Origin of the sequence: Paenibacillus sp. EKM206P (assembly GCF_011066155.1) — a bacterium.
In the GTDB taxonomy this organism is placed as follows: Bacteria; Bacillota; Bacilli; order Paenibacillales; family Paenibacillaceae; genus Paenibacillus; species Paenibacillus polymyxa_D.
Genome location: NZ_JAAMNQ010000113.1, coordinates 1 through 272, shown reverse-complemented (window position 1 = coordinate 272; position 272 = coordinate 1). Strand labels below are relative to the sequence as shown.

Here is a 272-nt window from a genome sequence, read left to right as displayed (position 1 = left end):
AACATCTCAATCGAATGTTGAGTAATCAACTCACCCAGCGCCTGAGGATTCACCTGATGCTGGCTGTCGCCAAGCACCACCGTCATTCCGCCCAACAGGGGGAGAATGGTTTCCAATACGAAAATATCGAATGAAATGGTCGTGAGTGACAACATGGTTCGGCTCGCTTCAAAATCAATGGCTTCGCGCATCCCTGTAATAAAGTTGAGGACCGAGCGATGCTGGAGCATAACTCCTTTCGGATTTCCAGTCGAACCCGACGTATAGATGAC

Annotated in this window: 1 protein-coding gene; it reads right to left on the bottom strand. The window is 49.3% G+C overall.

The features are described 5' to 3' along the window. Nucleotides 1-272, bottom strand: a 272-nt coding sequence (locus G9G53_RS25965; protein ID WP_165150912.1) for an AMP-binding protein, incomplete at both ends; no start/stop codon positions are given.